This is a genomic window from Staphylococcus cornubiensis (assembly GCF_900183575.1).
Lineage (GTDB): Bacteria > Bacillota > Bacilli > Staphylococcales > Staphylococcaceae > Staphylococcus > Staphylococcus cornubiensis.
Genome location: NZ_FXUZ01000009.1, coordinates 1 through 18292, shown reverse-complemented (window position 1 = coordinate 18292; position 18292 = coordinate 1). Strand labels below are relative to the sequence as shown.

Here is an 18292-nt window from a genome sequence, read left to right as displayed (position 1 = left end):
AGAATTGTCACTCCCCTGAAATGATTAAACGTTTATACGAAAGCTAAAATTGCACTCACACCGATATATGAAACCACAATGAAAATTACAAGTGATACCCAAGTAAATACTTTTTGTGATTTTGGTGATTGCAAAATGCCCCAAGTTACTAAAAATGACCATAAACCATTTGAGAAATGGAATACCACTGCAATGATACACACGATGTAGAACACTAACCAAAAAGGATTCGATACGATGTCATGTACCATGTCATAATTCACTTCTTGGCCAAAAAACTTTTGAATACGTGTTTGCCACACGTGAATCATTACGAAAATAAACGTTAAAATGCCCGAAATACGTTGAAATAAGAACATCCAATTTCGCATATACGAATGATGTCCGATGTTGTGACTCGCTGTGAACGCAATATGTACGCCGTAGACTGCATGATATAAAATTGGAATGTATATCATGATAATCTCTAAAGCATATAAAAATGGTAGCGACTCCATCATACTAGCCGCCTTATTAAATGCTTCCACCCCTTGTGTTGCTTGATGGTTAACCAGTAAGTGAACGAGTAAAAAGCCACCTAATGGAATGACACCAAGTAACGAATGTAAACGTCTAAGGTAGAATTGGTTCTTTGAATGTGCCAAAGGAAGTCCCCCCTGCGATACTTTTAATTTTTTGATTTCTTTCATTATTGTCTATTCAGAAAACGTTTGCATATCATATTAAAAAAAGAAATCAACTCTCTATTATTGTAACATTAATTGTGACAAATTTGGGTATGAGAATGATTCTCATACCAAATTTATCTAGTCTTCCTCTTGCAATGTTTTAAAAAGAACCTCAGCTGTTTTTTTCGGTAATCCTGCTTCTTGCAATGTCTCTACAGAAGCTTCACGCATTTTTTTAATCGATCCAAATGTGCGCAATAATTTTGTCTTTCGTTTGGGGCCGATGCCTTCCACTTGATCTAATATAGAACGTAATCCTGTCTTTTGACGTGTTTGACGATGGAAAGTAATCGCGAATCGATGCACTTCATCTTGAATGCGTTGTAATAAATAGAAAGCTTGACTGTTTTTCTTTAGTGGAACTACTTGTGCAGTCTCTCCATATAATAATTCTGAAGTTTGGTGTTTATCATTTTTGGCTAGACCTGCAATCGTAATATCTAACCCAAGTTCGTTTTCAAGTACGTCCGCCACACTCGACATATGCCCTTTCCCACCGTCAATGATAATTAAGTCTGGCAGTGGTAACCCTTCATTTAATACGCGTGTATAACGACGACGCACCGCTTCTTGCATGGATTTATAATCATCCGGGCCTTCAACAGATTTAATTTTATATTTACGATACCCTTTTTTATCAGGTTTACCATCAACAAAGCTGACCATTGCGGATACCGGATCGACACCTTGAATGTTTGAGTTATCAAATGCTTCAATACGAATAGGCGTCTGAATACCCATCGCATCACCGAGTTGCTCAATCGCTTTAATCGTACGAGATTCATCACGTGCGATTAATTCAAATTTATTCTCTAATGATATACGTGCGTTTTTATTTGCCATATCGACTAATTGTTTTTTCTGTCCACGTTGAGGCGTGAGAATGTTCGTATCCACAACGGAATGGACCATTTCTACGTCGAGTTGTTTCGGAATATGCACTTCTTTTGGTAAAAAATGTTGATTCAATTGATAAAATTGACCAATAAACGTATAGAACTCTTCTTCAGGCGTTTGTTGTAATGGAAACATCGTCGCCTCACGTTCAATCAAATTCCCTTGTCTAATAAAGAACACTTGAATACACATCCATCCTTTATCGACATAATACCCAAAAACGTCACGCACTGTTTGATCGACAGACATAATTTTTTGTTTTTTCGTCAAATTATTCACATGCTGTATGAGATCACGATATTCCTTTGCTTGCTCGAACTCTAGATTTTCACTTGCCTTCATCATTTTCTCTTCTAAGTTTTTTAAGATGGTTTTATCTTCACCATTTAAAAACTCAGTAATCTCTTTTGTCATACGCTCATATTCCGTTTGTTCAACAGGATAAACGCACGGCCCTAAACACTGTCCAATATGATAGTACAAACATAAACGATCCGGCATTTTATCACATTTTCGAAATGGATAAATGCGATCCAACAACTTCTTCGTTTCATGTGCCGAGTAAGCATTCGGGTATGGCCCAAAATATTTTCCGCTTCCTTTACGTACTGTACGCGTCACAATCAACTTGGGATGGCGTTCTTTCGTAATTTTAATAAAAGGATAGCTCTTGTCATCTTTTAATAAAATATTGTATCGCGGTTGGTATTTTTTAATTAAGTTTAACTCAAGTAATAGTGACTCTGTTTCACTCGATGTCACGATATACTCAAAATCAACAATCTCTCGAACTAAACGTGTTGTTTTTGTATCGTGGGCGCCTGTAAAATAAGAACGGACACGATTTCTTAACTTTTTCGCTTTCCCTACATAAATCACTTGGTTTTGTCGGTCTTTCATTAAATAGCAACCTGGTTCCATAGGTAAAACGGACAACTTTTGTTTAATTCGACTTTGCGTTTCCTCCATGCATCATTCACCTTCTTTACGTCTCCTACCTTCAGTGCGTCAAATCTTATCGTAACATCATAGCTGTTTTAAACAACGAAAAGGAGTGAAACGAACGTCATATCAATGCTTCAATGACTGTTTCACTCCCGCAACGGTGATTCATTTCATATTTACAAGCACGCGGAGTCACTTATCACCGACTGCGCTTTTCATTCAATCAAATAACTGTAATTGTATATTCTAACTTTTTAAATTCATCTATTTTAATAAAAGTGAATATGTGATTATACGTGTTTATCTAATACTTGTGCTAAGTTTTCTTTTGGTTGGAAGCCAACAACTTTGTCTACAGGTTGACCATCTTTAAATACGATTAAAGTTGGAATGCTCATTACTTCAAATTTTGCTGCAGTCGCTTGGTTTTGGTCAACATCTAATTTTAAAATGTCAGCTTTACCTTCGTAGTCACTTGCTAAATCTTCTAATACAGGCGCAATCATTTTACAAGGGCCACACCAAGTTGCCCAAAAGTCTACTAGTTTTACACCTGATTGGATTTGTTCGTCAAAATTAGAATCTTTCACTTCTATTATTGCCATAGGAAGTTTCCTCCTTAAATTTCGTCTGATATTAAAATTATATCAAATCGTGCACATGATTTCACTTATCATGCTCACTATTTCAACGTCACGACCGTTACACCAAATCCACCTTCACTCGGCATTCCACCTCTGAAGTCCGCTACACTTTTATGACGTTTCAAATGTTGCTGCACGCCTTTTTGTAATGCGCCCGTTCCTTTACCATGAATGATATAAACATCTTCATAGTTACTGAGTACCGCTTGATCAAGATACTGATCGAGTGCGACCATCGCTTCATCATAACGATATCCTCTTAAATCCAGTTCCATTTTAACTGTTGAACGATTCGTACGTGTGACGACTTTTTTCGGTTGCTCTTTTGCCTTTTCTTTCTTCTCAAGGTCACTTAATGGCAATTTCATTTTAATAATGCCCATTTGAACGACCGCTTCGTCATCATCTAATACTTCAAGCACTTCCCCTTTTTGACCATAAGAAAGCACTTTAACTTCGTCACCCGCTTTAATTTCGTCCCATTTTTGCTTTTTCACATTTTGCTTAATTGATTTCGCTTCATATTGGTCTTCTAGACGTTTCCGTTGATCAATCAGCTCGTGTTCTTTCACTTCTGCGCCTTTTTGGTCACGCATATCACGTAATGATTTCAATATGTCATCTGCTTCTTCCATCGCCGCTTTGACACGTTGATTGGCTTTATCTTTCGCTTCCTCTATTAAACGAGATTCCATATTTTGATATTGCTGATATGCACGTGACAAGTCATTATGAATTTGTGACGCTTCACGGACGAGGCGATCGAGTTCAATACGTTGGTCATCTACACGTTTCGCATTTTTTTCGAGGGACGCAATCATCTCGTTAATTTCTTGCTCGTCTTGACCTATCATAGATTTCGCATGGTTAATGATTTTCAAGCCAAGACCTAAACGTTTCGAAATATCAAACGCATTCGAACGACCTGGTACGCCCATCAATAATTTGTACGTCGGACTTAATGTATCAACGTCAAATTCAACACTCGCATTCATGACACCTGCACGATTGTAACTGTACGCTTTCAATTCAGGATAGTGCGTCGTCGCCATGACAAGCGCGCCCATATCATGCACATGGTCTAAAATACTCATTGCGAGTGCTGCACCTTCACTCGGGTCTGTACCGGCACCAAGTTCATCAAATAAAATCAAACTCTTATCATTCGCTTCTTCTAAAATATTTACAATGGTTTTCATATGAGAAGAGAACGTAGACAACGACTGCTCAATCGACTGTTCATCACCTATGTCACAAAAGACGTTGTCAAACACACTCAGCTGACTGCCATCCAACGTTGGAATTAACAAGCCTGATTGCGCCATAAGAATAATTAAGCCTAACGTTTTTAATGTGACTGTTTTACCCCCTGTATTTGGACCGGTAATAATCACTGTTTGAATAGAAGACTCAAATTCAATCGTATTTGCTACTACAGTTTCTCGGTCGAGTAACGGATGAAATGCTTTCGGTAAATACACGTGTCGCTGTTCTGAAAATGTCGGTTTAGTTCCTTTAATTTTTGCACCATAACGTGCTTTACCAATTAAAAAGTCTAAATGCCCCATCACACGTTCGGATATCAAACACGCTTCAGCTTCTTCTGCCACTTCAGCTGTTAACTCAGCAAGAATGCGTTGGACTTCTGTTGCTTCCTCGCTACGTAGACGACTAATTTGATTGTTCAACTCAACGACTGCAGAAGGCTCGATGTAAAGGGTTTGACCTGAGGCAGACTGATCATGCACAATCCCGTTAAAATCTTGACGGTACTCTGCTCGTACAGGAATCACGTTACGTTCATTTCTCACCGTCACAATTGCATCAGATAATTTTTTCTGATTGCTCGTTGATTTCACCATACGATCTAATTGTGCACGGACACGTTGATTCGTTTTAGAAATACGGCTTCGAATCGATTGTAGCTCCATACTCGCTGAATCATACAAGTCTTGTGCATCACATTTTTGATGAATCGATTGGTATAAATGGGTCAATACAGGGAGCTGTTGCATCTGCTCATCCAAAATTTCATAATTGACCGCTTCTTCGTCTTCCACGAGTTGATTATAAAATGTCTTAAATTGGTTTTGGACTTGAATCAGCGCTTTAATCGCATTGAGCTCTTGTACGTTCAATGTGCCACCAATTTGTGAACGCTTCACATAAGGTTGTATGCGTGACAAACCACTCATACTTGGTAAGCGGTATTGATTATAAATTTGAGCGATTTCGTCCACTTCATTCATTTGAAAAACCACTGCGTCATAGTCAGACGATGGTTCTAATTGTTGTACCTTTTCAATCGCCAAATCACTGATGACCTCTTGCTCAATCAATGACTTGACTTTATTAAATTCCAATATTTCTAAAGTTTTTTGTTTCATCCAATCCCTCAATTTCTATTCAACAGTTTTGGGTTGTGTAATAAATTTCTTAAATGCTTCACGAGACATCGCATTCACAACATCTTCTTTTTTGACGAAGCCTTTTTGCGCTGTCGCAATACCATAATCCATGAAGTTCAAATGATCGACGTGATGCGCATCCGTATTAATCGCGACTTTCAAACCTGGATTTTGGCGCAACACTTCAGCACTCAAATCTAAACGTTTCGGATTTGCATTAATTTCAAGCACTGTGCCCGTTTCACGACATAGCTCAATCAACTGTGACATATTCGGTTTATAACCATCACGTCGTCCGATAATACGCCCTGTTGGATGTGCAATATGGCGAACATAAGGGTTACGACATGCTGCTTCTAATCGCTTCATGATCTCTTCTTCTGATTGATTAAAACTTTGATGAATCGCAGCAATGACATAATCCAACTGAGCCAGCACCTCATCATCGTAATCTAATCGACCATCCGGCAAAATATCCATTTCTGTACCTGAGTAAATATCAATTTCTGAGTATTCTTCATTTAATTTTTTAATTTCTTCATTTTGTTTCAATAAGCGTTCAACAGACAAGCCATTCGCGACACGCAAACTTTGAGAATGATCCGTAATACACATAAATTTGTAGCCTTTTTCAATATTTGCTTCGACCATTTCTCTTAATGAAAATGCCCCGTCACTCGCAGTTGTATGCATATGAATATCACCATTAATATCATCGAGTGTGATGATTCCAGATAAATCTTTATCAAATTCCGAACCATCTTCACGCATACTCGGTTCAATCCACTTGGCACCAAAATGTTCATAAATCGCCGCTTCACTATCGAGTTGCAACAAAGTGCCATCCGGTTGTTCGATACCATATTCACTCACTTTTTCGTTCGTTTGTTTTGCAATTTGACGAATACGAATATTATGATCTTTAGAACCCGTGAAATGTTGCAACGTATGATAAAATGCAGCAGGTTCAATCAAACGAAAATCGACGCCAATGGTTTCGTCATCAAAACTCAGTTCAAGTGAGACTTTCGTTTCTCCTACAGCTACCTCTTCCACCTTTTCAGGTATCGCTAAAAGTTGCTTTTGAACTTCAAGTGGTTCATTTGTACTAATAATGTAATCTAAATCTTTACTCATTTCTTTCTTACGACGAAAACTTCCCGCCACTTCAAAACGTTCAATCGCTTCAATCGACTGTAAATGCTTTGTAATGAGTGCGTTTAGTCCTTTCATCGTATCAATAGGATAAGCTTCTTTTTTAGCCCCTAACTCACGAACAGCTTCTAAATATTTTTCTTCTGTTTTCTTGCCAAAGCCATCTAAAGCACTAATTTCATGGTTTTCACATGCTTTTTGAAAGGATGCTCGATCAGTAATGTTTAATTCTTTATAAAGACGTGCAATACGTTTACTTCCGAGCCCTTTAATTTTCAATAACGGAATTAAACCACTTGGCACTTCTTCTTTTAATGTATTAAGCGTAGGCGATTCACCTGTTTCTAAAAATGTATTGATGACCTCTCCTACACCTTTACCTATATTTTTCAACTCTGTTACATCTTCAATTTGATCCATTGTACGTTCATCTGCTTCTAAACTTTGTACAGCTTTACGATATGCAGAGACTTTGAACGTATTTTCTCCCTTTAACTCCATATAAGTCGCGATTTCTTCTAATAAACGAATTACATCTTTCTTAGTCATCTCATCACCTCATTAAAAAAGAGGGTGAAACCATGTGACAACACATATCAGTCTCAGCCTCGTTCGTCTGTTTTATTTCAAATTCAATGTAAACTCAGATAAAAATGGGATATGGCTAATGAACCATTGTGCAACTTGTGATTGTGCGAGTGCATACTGTATCGTCTCATTCGGATAAAGTGCGGTAACATAACAACTAAAATGTAGAAAAATGATACCCGAACAACAAGCGAGACATGCGCCTATTATTCTACTGGACCATCCAAGTCGTTGCAATGTAAATACACTATTAAAACTGCCAATCGCAAAGTACAACATCGTTTTCACGACGAGCACGAGTAACAAAAATACGATCACATGATTGAAGCGCATTTCTGGTTGCTCGATACTTATAGCGAACTGGGTATCAAATGCGATGGTTCGCGGATACGGAATAAACAATCTAAAATAATGACTGAGTGGCTGATAAAATTGAGCTGCAACCCATAAAGAAAAATATGTACTCCCCAAATGTAAGGCACTGACCTTCCAACCTCTATGAAACCCTGTCATTGCAAAAAACAGCATGACGATTAAAATGAATAGTAGATACACATTAGTGGCCCCTATGTTTTAAACGTTGGATTTCTTCTCTAAGTAGTGCATTTTCTTCTTCTAATAACACGAGCTCATGCATGACGTTTACCGCAGTAAGTACAGATTTACGTACAGAATCTAGCCCTGCATTTCGACGTCCTAACTCTCGAATTTTACCATCTACTAAGTCAGCGACATAACGAATGCGTTCAGGATCGTCTTCCCCTAAAATCGTATAGTTTTGATCATTAATCGTTACATTGATTCGGTTTTTAAACTCACCCATCTTCACTCACCTAGCCTTATTATCTTTTTTATTTATCATGGTTCATTATACACGAGTTAGTAACATTTGTGTATCATTCATTGTTTCCGTCTTATTGATTCTATGTTACGATTTGAAAGTGAAAAAAGAAGCGAGGTGATCACATGTCAACGATCGTTAAAAAGCTGAACACAACTGAAATTGACGGACTCATTAAACGACTGCAAGCTGACACAGAAGGATTACCTACTGGCATGCAAGCACGAAAGAAATATGAGGGAGTCACAATCAGTATTTACCGTTCACAAAAAGTGATGTTTCAAGGTAAAAATGCAGAAGCTGTATGTACAAAATTGTTGGGCGCATCTGACGCGGCATCGGACACGACAAACATACCTAAAAAGAAAAAATCAACTGAAACACATACTATCGCATATAATGCCCATAGTTGTATTGGGAGTGATGAAGCAGGCAGCGGCGATTATTTCGGACCTTTAACGGTTTGTGCTTGCTATGTCTCTTCGCAACACATTCCTGTTTTAAAAGAATTAGGTGTAGACGATTCCAAGCGTTTAACCGATAAAAAGATTGTTGAATTGGCGGAACAACTCGTCACATTTTTACCCCATTCTTTACTTGTTTTGGACAACCCGAAATATAATGAACGTCAACGTTTAGGGTGGTCACAAGTGAAAATGAAAGCCGTCCTACATAATGAATGTATTAAAAATGTATTAAAGAAAGTCGATGCAGATGTGGTCGATTACATTGTGATTGATCAGTTTGCCAAACGTGAGGTTTACGAACATTATGTTTTAGGTGAAGTGCCGGAACGTCAGAAAACGAAATATGAGACGAAAGGTGAATCGAAGTCATTGGCGATTGCGGCGGCAAGTATTATTTCACGATATGCTTTTGTGAAACATATGGATCAGTTGTCGAAACGTTATCGGATGGAGATTTTGAAAGGTGCGAGTCATAAGGTGGATGTGGCGGCGGCAAAGGTGATTGAGAAATATGGCGTTGAGGTGCTTGATGGAATAAGTAAAAGTCATTTTAGTAATCGCAATAAAGCATTGGCACTAGTGAATTCAAAACGTTGATTGTTTTTTGATTTAGTAACATTTCAAGTAACAATGACAAGCAATCCTTTGGTTGCAAAACTGTGCGGCGCTTTCCTAGGGGCTGGCCCTTCAACTCAATTTGGCTTGATTAAAGTATACATTGTTGGAAGCCAAATTGGATTTTCCGGGCCAGCTGATCCCTCAGGAGTCTTGCACAGTTCTTGCAACTTTTGGAGCTTTTCTGTTTTTTCGACATGTGGATGACTCTAATCCTTACCCCTTTGATTCGCTGTGTATCTGCTTTTTCGATTACTATTTCCCTTGCACTACCCTACTTTTTCTATTGTAGACACCATCTCTTTTATTGAATATGATTCGTGCCTTTTACATCTTTTTGATTTTTGAATCATTTTTATATTTGTCGTCGTTTTTCTGTTCACTCGAATTGTCGTGGACTTCAATCCTTCTCACTTTGACTCAGTGCACATCTGCTTTTCTTAGGTTACTTTTTCTCAATCAACGCCTTTTTTCATTGAATCCCCAACTTCTTAATATTGATGATTCATGTGTTTTTCTGAACTTATCTCAGGAGTCTTGCGTGATTCTTGCAATCATTGGTGCATTTCTGATTTATCAACATGTGGATGACTCTAATCCTTACCCCTTTGATTCGCTGTGTATCTGCTTTTTCGATTACTATTTCCCTTACACTACCCTACTTTTTCTATTGTAGACACCATCTCTTTTATTGAATATGATTCGTGCCTTTTACATCTTTTTGATTTTTGAATCATTTTTATATTTGTCGTCGTTTTTCTTTTTGGTCAACTTGTGGATAACTTCAATCCTCACTCCCTTGATTTACTGTGTATCTGCTTTTCTTTAGCTTTCTTTGATCTATTGCTTCACTCTTACGTTTTGATAGACGATTTTTCAATTTAATTCATCTCTACTTTTTGCGCATCAAAATTTATACTGTATTTGTTCTTTTGGACTTTTACATTTACTTCAAAGTATATTCCATGTATAATAAATCGAAATAATTACGATTTGAGGGATTGACTTGAATTTTACTCACGGTTTAACTGAAGCAGAAAATGACTTAAGACTTGAAATCATTCATCAAATTTGTGAAAACCCGAGTGCGCGCATCAACGTAAAAGCTGAATACCAAACGCTCATTGATAAAAATGTTGCGGTTGCGGAAAATGGTGAGCTGATTTCTATTTATCCGATATCACTTAAGGAAACGAATAAAAAAGTGTACACAACGGAAAGTACAATGCCAGTATTTGCGATGTGTGCAATTGATGCGATAGGTATACACTATACGCTTAATTCGAATATTACGATTGAAAGTGAAGATGAATTGACACACACGCCTATTCACCTTGAAATGAAAGACGGATACATCATCAATCGAAATGAACAAGATATTTTTGTATTATATAAAGATGTGCTGAAAAGAGAAAATTGCAATCTTGAATGTTGTCCTTATATTCACTTTTTTACAAGCGCGCAAAACATCTTAGATTATCTCCAGCAAGTTCAATACACAGGACCTTATCAAATATTAAACTTAGACGAAGCGAATCAAATCGCAAAGGCATTATTTCGTTATCAGCCAGTGCAATGTGGTAGCTGTTGTTAATCATGACATGTACAGTTAAGGTTATCGGTTGAAGTATATCAATTTTCCATATAACAAAACAGCTCAAAAAACACCAAGCAACTTTGCGCGTTACTTGGTGTTTTATCTTATCGTTTCTTAGCCACGTAATGTTGCGCCTTGAGCTTCTAACGCTGCAAGAATCGCTTCATGAACTTTTGTGACTTGCTCTTCTGTTAATGTATTACTCTCATCTAAGTAAGCTAAACGAATCGCAACAGATTTTTTACCCGCTTCCATATGTTCGCCTTCATACACATCAAAGACATGCGCATCTTTTAAAATAGAACCGCCATTTTGATGAATTGTTTGAATAAGGCTTGCGGCACGTACTTCTGAATCTACTACGAGTGCAATGTCACGTGTCACACCTGGGAATTTAGGAATCGGTTGATAATTAATATAGCCGACTGATTGTTGCATGATTTTTTCGTAGTTGAGTTCAAAAATATACGTACGACCTAAATCATAAGTTTTAGCTACAGTTGGATGTAATTCACCAATAAAACCAATCGCTTCTCCATTTAATGTGACTGCAGCTGTACGACCAGGGTGCAATCCATCGATTTGTGTTGTTTCATAGTCAAAGTGTAATGCAAGTTGATCTGCAACATGTTCTACCATGCCTTTAACAAGATAAAAATCAACCACTTCTTTTTTACCTTGCCATGGATTCGATACGTATTCTCCTGTCATAATTCCACTTAAATATTCCACTTGTTCTGGTAATGTTTCGCCTTCTTGACCGAAAAAGACATTTCCTAATTCATATAGCGCAATATCCTGATTTTTACGTGCAACATTATATTGTGTTGCATCAATCAAATGTGGAATTAAACTTTGACGCAATGTTGAATGGGCTTCACTCATTGGCATCAACAACTCAACTGTGTCATGTGCTGCTGTTGTAAAGGCTGTCGCACGTTCACGATCTACCAATGAGTATGTAATCGCTTGTGATAAACCTGCCCCTTCTAATGTACGTTTCACGACACGTGTTTTACGTTGACGGTCAGTGAGTGCGCCACTTGTCACATCTTCAAATACAGGTAATGTAGATGGAATATTGTCATAACCGTAAATACGTGCGATTTCTTCAATTAAATCCGCTTCAATTGTAATATCGCGACGACGTGATGGCACTTTCACATGAATGTCGTTATTCGTTGTCTCCGTATCAAAGCCGAGTTGTTCAAATACACGCACGATATCCTCTTCTGTCAATTCAAAACCGACCGTACGATTCACTTTATCCGCCGTAATCGTAATGTCCGTCACCAATTCACCTAAATCACCATCTGTCACGCGACCGTCTAACACTTGACCTTGTGCTAATGTTTCGAGTAAATAACATGCACGGTCTACAGCTTCATTTAAAAATTCTGTCGCAATGCCTTTTTCAAAACGACTAGAAGATTCACTGCGCAAGTTCAAACGTCTTGATGTATGACGGATTGCCACTGGGTTGAAAATCGCACCTTCCACAACGACATTTTTCGTTTCTGGTGTTACTTCAGAGAAATCGCCGCCCATAACTCCACCAAGTGCAATCGGTTGTTGACCATTCGTAATGACGATATCGCTTGATAATAGTTCACGTTCTTGATCATCTAATGTTGTCATTTTCTCGTTTTCATGTGCGAGTCGAACGACAATCTCGTTTGAACCGATATGGTCTTTATCAAACATATGCAACGGTTGGCCGTATTCTAACATCACATAGTTTGAAATATCGACCACGTTATTAATTGGACGAATGCCCGCTTTCATTAAACGTGCTTGCATCCATTCAGGCGATGGTGCGATGTGTACATTTTCAACGACACGTGCACTGTAATATGGTACTTGCGTTGTATCTTCTACTTTTACTGATAATGTTTCTTGTGCTTGCTTGGATTGTGCAGTCACAGTTGTTTCTGGTTTTTGAACTTTTTTATCGTACAATGCAGCCGCCTCATAAGCTGTACCAATCATACTTAATGCATCTGCTCGGTTCGGCGTTAAGTCAAATTCCATCATTTGGTCATCCAAATACAACGCTTTTAACGCATCTGTGCCTGGTTCAATGGCAGTCGCAAATTGATAAATGCCATCTTCAAATGCTTTCGGTACCACATTACTTGGCAGACCGATTTCTTGAAGTGAACAAATCATACCTTCAGACACTTGACCACGTAATTTGGCGCGCTTGATTTTAATACCACCTGGTAAACGCCCACCTACTTTTGCGACGATTACTGTTTGACCAGCACCTACGTTCGGCGCACCACAAACAATTTGTACAGGGGCGTCTTCACCAATATTCACTTGGCAAATGTTGAGCTTATCCGCATCTGGGTGTGGTGCGATGTCTTCAACATAACCGACAACTAAATTTTTAATGTCTTTCGTAAAGTCTTGAATATCATCGACTTCAATTCCGGTACGTGTAATACGTTCAGCCAATGCTTCAACTGAGACATCTAAATCTACATATGTTTCTAACCATTCTTTAGATATTAACATGTTGTTCACCTCTATCTTCTACAGCTTTAAATTGATTTAAGAAACGGATATCATTCGTATAGAAATGACGAATATCTTCAATGCCATATTTCAACATCGCGATACGATCTGGTCCCATACCAAACGCAAATCCTGAATATTTTTTTGAATCAAATCCAGCCATTTCAAGTACGTTCGGATGTACCATACCTGCACCTAAAATTTCAATCCATCCTGTATGTTTACACACGTTACAGCCTTTCCCTTTACATTTGAAACATGATACGTCAACTTCAACAGATGGCTCTGTAAATGGGAAATAACTTGGACGTAAACGAATTTCGCGATCCGCACCAAATAATGATTTCGCTAATAATTCGAGCGTGCCTTTCAAATCACTCATTTTAATATTTTCATCCACCACAAGGCCTTCGATTTGTGTAAATTGATGGCTATGTGTCGCATCATCCGAGTCACGACGGTATACTTTACCCGGACAAATGATTTTCACTGGACCTTGACCATTACGTTGCTCCATTGTACGTGCTTGTACAGGAGATGTGTGTGTACGTAATAATACTTCCTCAGTAATATAAAAACTGTCTTGCATATCACGCGCTGGATGTGATTTCGGTAAGTTGAGCGCTTCGAAATTGTAATAATCTTGTTCCACTTCATAGCCTGTCACAATTTCATAACCTAAACCTAAAAACAAGTCTTCAATTTCTTCCACTGTACGTGTTAAAGGATGCTGTGCCCCTGTTGCCACTGTACGGCCAGGAAGTGTCACATCAATTGATTCTTCTGCAAGCTGTTGATTCAATTGTGCTTCAGCAAGAATTGTTTGACGTTCAGTAATTGCCCCTTCAATTGCTTGACGTACTTCATTCACACTTTGCCCATAAGCTGGTCGATCTTCTTTCGGCAAGTCTTTCATTTGTTTCATCAGACCTGTCACTTGACCTTTTTTCCCAAAATATTTGACCTTTACATCTTGTAACGCTTTTTCATCTTGTGCTTGTTCAATATCAGTCATTGCTTCATTTTTGATTTGAATCATTGCTTCATTTTGCACCATTGTCATTCCTCCTTTTAATCTTTAACGCCATTCATACGCAAACGCTTTTATCAACTTTCATCACGCGATATGCTTGGTGAGCAATTTGTTACATATCTCTTTTTACACAAATAAAAAAGACTCCGCCCGCACTATTGGGACGAAATCTCTCTTCCGTGGTACCACCCAGTTTTATGTATCCAAGACACATACACTCTGAATTTATGTTGATAACGGATCATACTTCCGACTTAAATCTCTTTAAGTAGCTAAAAAGGTGAAAAAAACTATGTAGATTGAGTCCGATTCGCAGTTCATGTCAGACTTCCCTGTACAATCTCGATAATAGTTTACGTCTTTTTATTAGCAGTTTGTTGAATTGTTAATACGTCTATTATATACATGCGTACTCTAAGGGTCAACCCACAGTCTATCCCTTTAAATAAAACATTAAAATACCAGCTGCAACCGCGACATTTAAACTTTCAGCTTGACCATAAATAGGGATCGTCAAGTTTTGTGTCGTATGCGCTAATAACTCTGGCGCAACCCCTTCACCTTCATTGCCAAGTATGAGCGCAAATGTCTCTTGTTGGCTTGCGACCTGATGATACGTCGTCGCATCTTGTAATGCTGTACCGTAAATTGGTCCTTCAAATGCCGACATCCACGCTGACATATCTTCTACGTATTGAATTGGAATGTGGAATACACTCCCTTGACTAGCACGTAGCACCTTATCTTGGTAGACATCTGCAGTCCCTTTCGTCAGCACAATTAAATCTAAACCTGCTGCATCAGCTGTTCGAATCATGGTACCGAGGTTGCCAGGATCTTGAATACGATCTAAAATCAACACTTGTTTTGCAGTTGTGACGTCCACTTGTGGTTTTTCAATGATCGCAAATATTCCTTGAGGTGTGACTGTACCTGATAATGCTTCGGCTACTTTTTGTGTAATCTCATACACTTCCTCGGCCGCTTCAATCAGTTCTGCTGGGACACGGTTCGGCTCAATCATAAACAATTGCGTTACTTTAATTTGACTTCGGACTGCTTCTTCAACTAAATGAAACCCTTCAACAATCGCTAGACCTTGCTTATCACGTTCTTTTTTCTTTTTTAATTTATTATAGTTTTTAATTTTCGGATTCTGTACCGATGTAATAGCTTCCATTATAGCCTCATCTCACTTTATTTTATGTTCACACACGTTTATTGTCATCGTTTGGATTAAAAATAGGACTGGAACAATGATTGTTCCAGTCCTATTTTACATTAATATCAATTTACTGTAAAAAGTCTATTATTTAGAAACGACTTCTTCACCTTTGTATGAACCACAGTTTGGACATACACGGTGAGATAATTTAAATTCACCACAGTTCGGGCATTCTTGCATACCTGGTACTGATAATTTAAAGTGTGTACGGCGTTTGTTTTTTCTTGTTTTAGAAGTTCTTCTTTTTGGTACTGCCATGGTTAGTTAATCCTCCCTTTTATTCGATTCATTTGACGCATCGTAGTTCAAAAACTTAGCGTGCATGATTACTATCATCGTATAATTGTTGTAATTTCTGAAGCCTTGGATCGACATTCACATGTGATTCATCTTGAGATGGGTCGTTATCCAAATTATCTTCGTCAATAACTTCCCAACCTTGACCACCAGTAAGCATTTGATCGCTGTCATCCGCAACGACACGCATTGGTTTCTCAAGCATAACAATCTCCTCAGCAATTTCGCGAAGATCAATCATACCATTTGTGACAAGATGATAATGTTCATCGTCCTCATCCTCATACAAACCATCTAAATCAAACACTTCCGTTGTTGTTGCATCTAAAGGTACATCTACAGGCACTAACGTACGCGCACACGCCATCGTATATTGCCCAGTTAAATGCATTGTTGCAACAACCTCATTCGATTTAACAATCAACTCACCCTCGATCTGAATCGGTGATAAGTCTAAAAGATCCAAGTTTTGAATCAGATGGTTAAACGTTACGGTCTGATTAAATTTAAAAGGTTGTCCTTGGTATTTTCTCAATTGTGTTATTGACCACTTCATATGGCTTCACCTCTAACAAGCACAAAATTTATTTTAACTATTGATAGTTAAGTTGTCAAGATTTTTTCTTAACATCTTAAGTTCTGATACAATATTCATAATGAGACACGAAAGGACAGAATGCAAATGAAAAGTGTCGCAATAATCACAGAATATAATCCTTTTCATCACGGCCATCTCTATCACGCACAACAAAGTAAAGAAGCTTCTCAAAGTGACGTCTCCATCGCCATTATGAGCGGTCAATTTATGATGCGAGGAATGCCTGCGATGTTTAACAAATTCAAACGTGCACAAATGGCAACTGAAGGTATAGATTTAGTAGTAGAAATGCCCTTAGTCGGTTCTTTATCGTCCAGTGATATTTTCGCTAAAATGGGGGTTAAAGTTGCTGATTACTTACAAGCTGATGTTTTAAGTTTTGGAAGTGAGAGCGGCGAACTGTCTCAACTTGAACACGCTGCGCACCAACTCATTCAACTCGAAAAAGCGCCTACCTTTCAAACAGCGATCAAGTCGGGTAAAAGTTACGCAAGAATCGCAGCAGAAACATTGCAAAGCGATCTATTAAGTCGGCCTAATAATATTTTGGCCATCGCCTACTTAAAACAATTGCAACTTCAACAAAGTACGATTCAACCGATGACGATTGCGCGAACAGAAGCGCAACATCACGATACCGAAATACAACATGCGTCCATCGCAAGTGGTACAGCGATTCGTAAAGGAATTACAGATGGCAATCAGGCTTGGCAAATGATGGTGCCCGAAAAAAACATTCCTTTAATGAGAACACCTTTTAACGACCAACAGCGTTTATTCGACTTCATTAAATTTACGATTTTACAACAGACACCTGAAACATTAAAAAACATTTATACGATGAGTGAAGGTTTCGAAAATCGATTATACCGTGCAACATTGTCAAACACGGACTATACGTCATTCATGCAAAAATTAAAAACGAAGCGTTATACTTATACCCATATTCAGCGTATTTTAATGAATGTGTTGTTGAACTTTCAATATGCAGATGTATCCGATGAAATCCGTGCGGTAAGAGTGCTAGCCATGACGTCTCAAGGTCAGCGCTATTTGAAATATTTAAAAACGCATTTTCCTGAACGCCGGATCATCACCAACATCAATCGTGAGACGGCAAAGTTATTTAAAAATGAAGTGAAAGCAACCGAGATTTACAATGTATTGACAGGTGATGATATGACAGATTTTAATACGCCTGTTTTTATGCGTGGTCGTTGAATGTTAGAGTTAGACAACATATGGACCCTTGACAAATCGTAGGAAGGGACTGGGACATTAGTTTTCCCAGCCCCTATTCCTTATTATGGACAGATACCGATTAATGATGATAAAACAGCCAAGAATGAGGATGAATGAGACATCATCATTGGATCTTATGGGGTTGCCTTCATTAATTTATGATTTTGATATTCAATTGCTAAAATGGGTGAGACTCCCGAGGGGTGAAGTTGAAAACAAAATGACATCTTCTAACTTTGATAATAGCTAGTGTTTAACGCAGTAGCTGTCTGGGACTGGGACATTATGAAATGCCCATCTCTATTTATCATGAAGCTATATCTACAGTTGATGATAATAACGACGAAAATGAGGAAGAGTTGGACAATCGAGTAGGAGAATAGTCATTAATTGACTATTCGTCCTCTCACACCACCGAGCGTACGGTTCCGTACTCGGCGGTTCAATATCTTGCGTAAGCCAACTCTGCAAGCTGGGCTAATGGTATCAGCC

General features: G+C 38.3%; 15 protein-coding genes. 3 read left to right on the top strand and 12 right to left on the bottom strand.

All coding sequences use genetic code 11. The annotated features are described in order from the left end of the window. Positions 1-32 precede the first annotated feature (32 nt). The 7 genes from CCE82_RS09075 to CCE82_RS09045 form a co-directional block, all read right to left on the bottom strand. Entirely contained in the window at positions 33-644 is a 612-nt protein-coding gene (locus tag CCE82_RS09075; protein WP_086429080.1) for a succinate dehydrogenase cytochrome b558 subunit, read from the bottom strand. A 162-nt stretch (positions 645-806) separates the two neighbouring features. Continuing rightward, entirely contained in the window at positions 807-2594 is a 1788-nt protein-coding gene (uvrC, locus tag CCE82_RS09070; RefSeq protein WP_086429079.1) for an excinuclease ABC subunit UvrC, read from the bottom strand. A gap of 266 nt (positions 2595-2860) precedes the next feature. Then, positions 2861-3175: a thioredoxin gene (gene trxA, locus CCE82_RS09065; protein ID WP_019166355.1), complete on the bottom strand. Its 315-nt coding sequence runs from the start codon at positions 3173-3175 to the stop codon at positions 2861-2863. A 77-nt stretch (positions 3176-3252) separates the two neighbouring features. After that, entirely contained in the window at positions 3253-5601 is a 2349-nt protein-coding gene (locus CCE82_RS09060) for an endonuclease MutS2 (protein ID WP_086429078.1), read from the bottom strand. 15 nt (positions 5602-5616) lie between these two features. Then, positions 5617-7326, bottom strand: a complete 1710-nt coding sequence (gene polX / locus CCE82_RS09055) for a DNA polymerase/3'-5' exonuclease PolX (RefSeq protein WP_086429077.1) — start codon at positions 7324-7326, stop codon at positions 5617-5619. A 72-nt stretch (positions 7327-7398) separates the two neighbouring features. After that, positions 7399-7920 (bottom strand): CvpA family protein, encoded by a 522-nt coding sequence (locus CCE82_RS09050; RefSeq protein WP_086429076.1) that lies wholly within the window; start codon positions 7918-7920, stop codon positions 7399-7401. 1 nt (position 7921) lies between these two features. Further along, a complete protein-coding gene (locus tag CCE82_RS09045; RefSeq protein ID WP_086429075.1) occupies positions 7922-8188 on the bottom strand; it encodes a cell division protein ZapA in 267 nt (88 codons plus the stop codon). A gap of 143 nt (positions 8189-8331) precedes the next feature. Here CCE82_RS09045 and rnhC point away from each other — a divergent pair, with 143 nt between their 5' ends. Next, the gene (gene rnhC / locus CCE82_RS09040) at positions 8332-9270 is read left to right on the top strand and encodes a ribonuclease HIII (protein ID WP_086429074.1); all 939 of its coding nucleotides are present in this window, start codon (positions 8332-8334) and stop codon (positions 9268-9270) included. 1024 nt (positions 9271-10294) lie between these two features. Beyond that, positions 10295-10882: an organomercurial lyase gene (gene merB / locus CCE82_RS09035; RefSeq protein ID WP_086429073.1), complete on the top strand. Its 588-nt coding sequence runs from the start codon at positions 10295-10297 to the stop codon at positions 10880-10882. Between the two features lie 117 nt (positions 10883-10999). Here the strand turns inward: merB and pheT are convergent, their stop codons facing one another. The 5 genes from pheT to CCE82_RS09010 form a co-directional block, all read right to left on the bottom strand. After that, a complete protein-coding gene (pheT, locus tag CCE82_RS09030; RefSeq protein ID WP_086429072.1) occupies positions 11000-13405 on the bottom strand; it encodes a phenylalanine--tRNA ligase subunit beta in 2406 nt (801 codons plus the stop codon). After that, the gene (pheS, locus tag CCE82_RS09025) at positions 13392-14462 is read right to left on the bottom strand and encodes a phenylalanine--tRNA ligase subunit alpha (RefSeq protein ID WP_086429071.1); all 1071 of its coding nucleotides are present in this window, start codon (positions 14460-14462) and stop codon (positions 13392-13394) included. Before pheS ends, pheT begins: the two co-directional genes overlap by 14 nt. 409 nt (positions 14463-14871) lie before the next feature. Further along, a complete protein-coding gene (locus CCE82_RS09020; RefSeq protein WP_086429070.1) occupies positions 14872-15618 on the bottom strand; it encodes a TrmH family RNA methyltransferase in 747 nt (248 codons plus the stop codon). A 129-nt stretch (positions 15619-15747) separates the two neighbouring features. Continuing rightward, complete coding sequence (gene rpmF, locus CCE82_RS09015) at positions 15748-15921, bottom strand: 50S ribosomal protein L32 (protein ID WP_086429069.1); 174 nt, start codon at positions 15919-15921, stop codon at positions 15748-15750. A 55-nt stretch (positions 15922-15976) separates the two neighbouring features. Further along, positions 15977-16516, bottom strand: coding sequence for a YceD family protein (locus CCE82_RS09010; RefSeq protein WP_086429068.1), 540 nt, complete (start codon positions 16514-16516; stop codon positions 15977-15979). A gap of 126 nt (positions 16517-16642) precedes the next feature. Between CCE82_RS09010 and CCE82_RS09005 the strand changes: the two genes are divergently transcribed. Continuing rightward, a complete protein-coding gene (locus CCE82_RS09005) occupies positions 16643-17779 on the top strand; it encodes a nucleotidyltransferase (protein ID WP_086429067.1) in 1137 nt (378 codons plus the stop codon). The last annotated feature ends 513 nt before the right edge of the window (positions 17780-18292 follow it).